7 protein-coding genes and 1 other RNA gene are annotated in these 6,817 nt (G+C 52.0%); all 8 read right to left on the bottom strand.

Annotated features, from left to right (window positions below; translation table 11 throughout):
- Positions 1 to 137 precede the first annotated feature (137 nt).
- The gene (gene recR / locus HH215_RS25600) at positions 138 to 737 is read right to left on the bottom strand and encodes a recombination mediator RecR (RefSeq protein WP_169282469.1); all 600 of its coding nucleotides are present in this window, start codon (positions 735 to 737) and stop codon (positions 138 to 140) included.
- A gap of 34 nt (positions 738 to 771) precedes the next feature.
- On the bottom strand, positions 772 to 1,083 hold the full coding sequence (locus tag HH215_RS25595; protein ID WP_169282468.1) for a YbaB/EbfC family nucleoid-associated protein: 312 nt from the start codon (positions 1,081 to 1,083) through the stop codon (positions 772 to 774).
- 20 nt (positions 1,084 to 1,103) lie between these two features.
- Complete coding sequence (gene dnaX, locus HH215_RS25590; protein ID WP_169282467.1) at positions 1,104 to 2,891, bottom strand: DNA polymerase III subunit gamma/tau; 1,788 nt, start codon at positions 2,889 to 2,891, stop codon at positions 1,104 to 1,106.
- Positions 2,892 to 3,041: 150 nt separating this feature from the next.
- Positions 3,042 to 4,163 carry a two-component system sensor histidine kinase NtrB gene (locus tag HH215_RS25585; RefSeq protein ID WP_254450226.1) on the bottom strand — a complete coding sequence of 374 codons (1,122 nt, stop codon included), beginning with the start codon at positions 4,161 to 4,163 and terminating at the stop codon, positions 3,042 to 3,044.
- Positions 4,164 to 4,361: 198 nt separating this feature from the next.
- Positions 4,362 to 4,627: signal recognition particle sRNA large type (ffs, locus tag HH215_RS25580), an RNA gene on the bottom strand.
- Between the two features lie 73 nt (positions 4,628 to 4,700).
- Positions 4,701 to 5,105: a hypothetical protein gene (locus tag HH215_RS25575; RefSeq protein ID WP_169282466.1), complete on the bottom strand. Its 405-nt coding sequence runs from the start codon at positions 5,103 to 5,105 to the stop codon at positions 4,701 to 4,703.
- Positions 5,106 to 5,217: 112 nt separating this feature from the next.
- On the bottom strand, positions 5,218 to 5,415 hold the full coding sequence (gene rpmE, locus HH215_RS25570) for a 50S ribosomal protein L31 (RefSeq protein WP_120979354.1): 198 nt from the start codon (positions 5,413 to 5,415) through the stop codon (positions 5,218 to 5,220).
- A 138-nt stretch (positions 5,416 to 5,553) separates the two neighbouring features.
- Positions 5,554 to 6,804: a radical SAM family protein gene (locus tag HH215_RS25565; protein WP_169282465.1), complete on the bottom strand. Its 1,251-nt coding sequence runs from the start codon at positions 6,802 to 6,804 to the stop codon at positions 5,554 to 5,556.
- Positions 6,805 to 6,817 lie beyond the last annotated feature (13 nt).

Below are 6,817 nucleotides of genomic sequence, written 5' to 3'. Positions count from 1 at the left end.
CCTTTACTATGTCTATACCCGCATCGAATCTATTAGAACTGCCAACGAATAAAAAGCTAGACATAAACGGGAATTGAGCATGGATAACGAAAAAGACGCCCGAAGGCGTCCGATAATCGATAAAAGCTTCAAAAATGCTAGTATAACTCCCTGCGACCTTCCAATGCCTTGGAGATCGTCACTTCGTCCGCGTATTCCAAGTCTCCGCCGACCGGCAATCCGTGGGCGATACGGGTCACCTTAATGCCAAAAGGCTTTACCAATCGCGACAGATACATCGCCGTAGCTTCGCCTTCAATATTCGGATTAGTAGCCAGAATCAGCTCTTGAACCGTATCGTCGCCGAGACGCCGCACCAGTTCGGCGATTCGGATGTCATCCGGTCCCAAGCCGTCCATCGGGGAGATCGCGCCGTTCAACACGTGGTAATGCCCGTGGAATTCGCGGGTTCTCTCCATCGCGACGAGATCCTTCGGCTCTTGAACTACGCAAATCACGGATACGTCCCTCGACTTATCGGAACAAATCCGGCAAGGGTCGGTATCGGTGATGTTGCAGCATACGGAACAATAGGTCAAGTTACGCTTGACGTTCACGAGCGCCTTGGCGAAATCAATCACGTCTTCTTCCTTCATTCGCAAGACGTAAAAGGCCAATCTGGCAGCCGTCTTAGGCCCAATGCCGGGAAGGCGGGAGAAGGAGTCGATCAGCTTGGCAATCGGTTCTGGATAAAACAAAGGCTCCCGTCTCCTCTAATCATCGTTTCTCGGATTAGAACAATCCGGGGATTTTCATGCCTCCGGTATACTTGCCCATATCTTGGTTCGCCAACTCGTCGGCTTTCGTTAAAGCGTCGTTAACCGCAGTCAGAACGAGATCTTGCAGCATTTCGACGTCTTCCGGATCAACCGCTTCCGGCTTGATCTTAATGTCGAGCAATTTTTTGTGGCCGTTCACGGAAACCGTGACTACGCCGCCGCCCGCCGTTCCTTCGATCGTCTTGGTTCCCAATTCTTCTTGCGCCTTCATCATTTGCTCCTGCATCTTCTTAACTTGCTTCATCATTTGATTCATGTTGTTCATTGTTATTGCCTCCCTTTATCCTAATCGTCTTTAATCGTTACTAACTGCTCCCCGAACAAACGAACGGCCTCGTCAACCCAAGGTTCATTCTTTGCCCCGGCTTCATCCTCGGGAACGAGAAGCAACTCCTCGCCCAATTCGGATCCCTTCGGCTTGCCCGTGCTTTCGGCTACGGCATCCTGCCATTCCTTCTGCATAACGGTAACCAGCTGAGTCGGACTGCCGAGAATAGAGCTTAGAACCCCTTCGATGACGCCCCTGTTAGCGGGCCTCTCCGTCGTTTCGCGGTGAATCGTGTTTCGGAATGCGACCAAGAACGCGTCTCCTTCGAAAGAGACGGGTTCCCCATCGACCAGCCAAGCATGAACGGTCACCCGCTCCTCCTTGACTCTCTGGAGAATTTGCGGCCACTTAGCCAAGGATTGCCCCGCCGACTCCCGGGCTTCCACGAACGCATTCAGCTTGGCGCGAGGAACGGCGGAAGGTCTAGGCGAACTTGGCGCCGATCCGCCGCCCGAGCCTCCTCGGGAATTAGCGTTGCCGCCGCCTGACGGAGAAGTCCCCGTCGGAGAGGCCGCTAAACCGCTGCTTGCTAATGCTCCCAGCTTCTTCTCCAAAGCGGCGACTTGCTGCTTCAGTTGCGCCAACTCTCCTCGGCCGACTCCCGCTTCCGCTGAACCCTTATTCGCATTAGATGCCGATTCGGCCGCGAACGATACGCCCCGATCTTCCGAGCAAAGCTTTAGCAGAGCAATCTCGAACATCGTTTGCGGGTGAGCCGCATATTTCATTTCGCTCTGATAGCGGTTTAACAAATCAATGATAGCAAATAACCGCTCTCGAGAAAATCCGCCCGACATTTCTTTAAGCTCGGTCGGATTGGCTATGCGCCCGGAGGAGTCTCCCGCATCCGGCGCCAACTGCGCAAGCAACAAATCTCTGAAGTAGTGCATCAGTTGCTCCAAACATTTGTCGGCGCTCTTACCCGATCTCATCATCTCGTCGATTTCAAGCAAAACTTTAGTCGCGTCGTTCTCCCGAATGGCGATCGCAAGTCTCGCGAATTGCTCCGAAGGCAGCCCCCCGGTCGCTTCGACCGCATGCTCCAGGCTAACTTGACCGCCCGTGAACGACGAAATCTGATCCAGCAGACTTAACGCGTCGCGCATCCCGCCATCGGATAACCTCGCGATATATCTCAGAGCCTCGTCTTCAGCGGTGATCCGCTCTTCCGTGCAAATCTCTCGAAGGCGACCCGCTTGTTCCTCTAAGGAAACACGGCGAAAATCAAAACGCTGACACCGCGAGATGATCGTGGGGGGAAGCTTATGAGGCTCGGTCGTCGCCAATATGAACATGACATGCCCGGGCGGTTCCTCCAACGTCTTCAGCAAAGCATTAAACGCTTCTGTTGTCAGCATGTGCACTTCATCGATAATATACACTTTACGCCGCACTTCCGTCGGCGAATATTTTACTTTGTCGCGAATATCGCGAATCTCCTCAACCCCGCGGTTGGATGCCGCATCGATCTCGACCACGTCCATTACGGAGCCGCTTGTAATCCGCTCGCACTGCGAGCATTCATTACAAGGCTCGGGTGCAGGGCCGTGCTCGCAGTTAACGGCTTTCGCCAATATTTTCGCCGCGCTTGTTTTCCCGGTTCCTCTCGGACCGCTGAACAAATACGCGTGGGATAGGCGATTCTCGCGAATTGCGTTCTGCAGGGTCTGTACGATATGTTGCTGCCCGACCATGTCCTTGAACGTCTGGGGACGCCAGGCCCGGTACAAAGCAAGGTGTGCCATTGCTTGTCGCTCCCGTCAGCTTGCCGTTTCACCCATTATACATCATCGGAAGATCGCGCTCCACCGCCTACAACTTTTTCCTTAAGAAGCAGTTCAAAAAGTCATCCTTTGATCACGGAGTAAACAGGTGACTTTTTGAACCCGCTAAACTTACTGACCCGCGGCATAAGGCATCCATACGGTGAATTGACTTCCCGCTTCATCGGAAACGACCTCGATCCTGCCCCCCAAATCATGAACGATTCTCTGGCAAACGGACAGCCCCAGCCCCGTCCCCTGAGGTTTCGTCGTGAAGAACGGATCAAACACCTTCTCGAGAACGTCTGCGGCGATCCCAGGTCCTGTATCCGATATTTCCACGGCGATTTTGTCGGATTCATGGGGATAAATGCACTCGCGAATTATTAATGTCCCTCCCCCGTCCATAGCCTCAATCGCATTTTTCCCCAAATTCAGGAATACTTGCTTCAATAGTTCCTTATCCGCCAAGATTGGAGGAAGCTCCGGTTTCGGATAGTAAAGAACGGTCACCTTGTGAAGAAGCGCTTCGTTTCGGATCATTGGAAGAATTTCTTGCAACACCCTCCCTATCCTCATCGGTACCTGCTTGATTTCCTTCGGCTTGCTAAGTAAAAGAAATTCGCTGACGAGCTCGTTGACTCTATCTATCTCAGACAACACGATGCCGACGAACTCCTGTTCCTTGCTCATGCTTCGCTCCAAAAGGGTTTTGTTCAGCAGTTGCATGAACCCTTTGATCGCCGTTAACGGATTACGGATTTCATGCGCCGTACCCGCCGCAATCTGACCGATCGTCTTCAGCCGATCCGAGCGCCTGATCTGCTCTTCAAGCGCCAAAAGATGGGATACGTCCCTGAAGAGAATAAAGGCTCCAGTCACCGCCCCGTTATCTTGAAGTACTTCCCCGTCCAACATGAGCTTAAAGCTAATCTTGTCCCGCTTCCAATTTAATTCACGATTGCGAAACACTTCCCCTTCAAGCAAGCTCCGATCGAACGGCCTGGGGTGTAACGGAAGCATTTCAAAACACTCCTCGATGGTTTTATCTATGATGTCGTCGCGATTACACCCGAACAGGGTGCAAATCATCTCACTGATCTCCACAACGCGAAATTCCCGATCCAGAAGAAGAACGCCAATGCCCTCGAAGTTCAGAAAACGTTGCGCAAACTTCTGAAAGAAGCGTTCTCGCTTCAATTGATTCGAAGCAGCGGAATCGTCTTCCGCAAGCATTGCCGGTTCGTCCATCATTTGTATTCACCTCCGGTCAACGAGCCAGCCCAATTGTAAATATTCGGTATATTTTATAATTTCCCTCCTTCGGACCTACGCCAGAAGAAGTATTTTCTGACGGAATGGACTGCAAGGACGCAACAAAAGAAGCGCCGCGGCACCCTAACGGGCCGAAGCGCTTCTTAATTGGAATTTCATATGCGATTAGAGTTAGAACCGTGCACCTGATTTCGATAATTGTGATCCAGCCGAATAAGAGTGAGTCGCTCAGGCCGAGCTACCCTCCAACACAAGAACTAAACCACTTATGGCTGCTTCCTTCCGGACCTGACCGGGTTCATGGCCGTCCCTCGCGGAGGACCCTGCCGTCAACACGGCACGAAACCTACCGGAACCTGCATCACAAAACCTAAAACAGGAATTCAACCTCGCTGGAGCGGATTGCGAGTTACAGGGCACCGCTACCTCCCCGTCTAGCACGGCAAAACTAAGTATAGCGAATTGAAGCGGGAAGTGCAACCAAAGGAAACAGTTCCCTCGCATTTACTTTTAATATTACTTCATTGATTTGACATGTATGGTATACCTAGGATAATTAAACCTCAGAACCGTAGCCGCCTGCTGTTCGACGGTGGGAATTTCACGCGCTTTAAGACCGGGGGCAAGCTTAATGGTTACGTATGCGTCTGCACCGGTAAATGTAATATTCGAGTCGGCAACGCCAGGCACTTTGCGGATAGCGTCCCTCATCGAGCGATTATCGCGATCGTAATTGGTCACGATATGGTGACCGGGAAGACTCGGATTGCTGTTTGCCCTGCCTAAGTAGCCATCGTTGGCGTAGCTCTTAGCCTTCATCCCGTTCGAATTCGTTTTGGCATTGTTTCCGCACCCGGATAAAATCAGCAATGCGCATACCGTAACTACCATCCATTTCATCGTTTTCCGTTGCGTTTGCATGAAAAAAACCTCCCTTGTTATCCCGTAGGATTTCAAAGGAGGCTTATCTCTATACGGAAAATTTTTTATGACAACCGAGCATGCCGAACGACATTGGCTATCGGTTGCATAATTAAATACCGTATTTCTTCTTGAATTTGTCTACGCGACCGCCTGCATCGATAAACTTCTGTTTACCTGTGTAGAACGGGTGGCACGCCGAACAGATCTCTACTTTAAGATTCGATTTGATCGAACCTGTTTCGAAAGTGTTTCCGCATGCGCAAGATGCCGTAATCACATTGTATTGCGGATGAATGGATGGTTTCAAAGGGTTCACCTTCTTTCTGCCCTGGATCAACATGCGGATCCAGAGTAATAGACACATGATGGGATTATAGCACGTTGTCCCCCGTCATGACAACAGTCGGCTTCAAGCACAATTTTCCTTGTCGCCATAATGCGCCGTTTAGAGCTGCACGACCGGAGGAACGTGAGTATAAGACCCAATCACGACATCCGGCAGTTCCTGCTTGTAGATCTCGAGCAGAGCCTTCATCCCGTAAATCTCGCCTTGAGCGGGAGGAATGAGGGATAAATACGCGTCCGGGTCGATATTCAGGTTGCGCATTTGGATCAATTTCAATCCGGTCCGACGGGCGAATCCGATCATCGCTTCGATCTCTTCCTCGCGGTCGGTGACTCCCGGGAAAATCAAGTAATTGATGGACGTATACACGCCTTTGTCCGTTGCGTACTTCAAGGACTTCTCTACGTTCTTCAGCGTATAACCGCGCGGTTTGTAGTACGCGTTGTAATGTTCGTCGATCGCGCTAATCGTGCTGACCCGCATAAGGTCGAGCCCTGCATCGGTGATCGCCCTCATATGGTCGGATAAGCCCGCGTTCGTATTGATGTTAATGTAACCGAGAGAAGTCTTCTCGCGAACGCGTTTGATCGCCTCGATAATCGTCTTCGCCTGCGTTGAAGGCTCACCTTCGCAACCTTGCCCGAAGCTAATGATGGAGTGCGGCTCACGCAGATGCTCGAGCATAATATCCACGACTTCATCGATCTCCGGCTTGAACTTCAAACGAGTTTGCGGAGCGACGAATCCGCTATCGTCGGGTTGTTCCGAGATGCAGCCGTAACACCCCGCGTTGCAAGAGAAGGACACCGGAACCGCGCCTTCCAGACGCTGCAGGAACGTATTAGATGCCGTTAGGCATTCGTATTCCAATGCGCAATGAGACAGATGCTTGTACAGCTTGTTGTCCGGGTAGGCGGAGAGCAGTCGGTCGACCTCGATCTTCAACTCGTCGCGATCGCAATTCTCGGGATTCCAAGGCTCCGGATCGTCGCTCTGTCCGGCGGCTACGTAGAAACCGCCGTCCTTCCATACGACGGCCGTATAGCCGAAGAGAGGAAACTTCTGCGTCTTGTCCGTCTTGGAGTAGCCCGGGACATAATACCGGGTGAAGCCTTGCGGCAATAGAGCCCCGACGGCTTGATAAGCACCGGGTAGCAATTGCATCTTCCCGCTGGCCGGATCCATGCCGACCGGGCGGGTATGGGGAAGCCCTACTAACGTGGCCCCCGCAGGCAGCGGAATGAGCTCGTCTTCCAGAAGCTCGACGAGATCGTTGCCGCTACGGGCGATGCCATATAGTTCAGGGTGGTCAAATACGTTGCCTTGTTCGTCTGCGTAAACTAGATGCATGGGCTGCGCCCTC

Origin of the sequence: Cohnella herbarum, assembly GCF_012849095.1 — a bacterium.
In the GTDB taxonomy this organism is placed as follows: domain Bacteria; phylum Bacillota; class Bacilli; order Paenibacillales; family Paenibacillaceae; genus Cohnella; species Cohnella herbarum.
The sequence above is the reverse complement of the archived record's forward strand: the minus strand, read 5'-3'. Positions and strand labels throughout refer to the sequence as shown.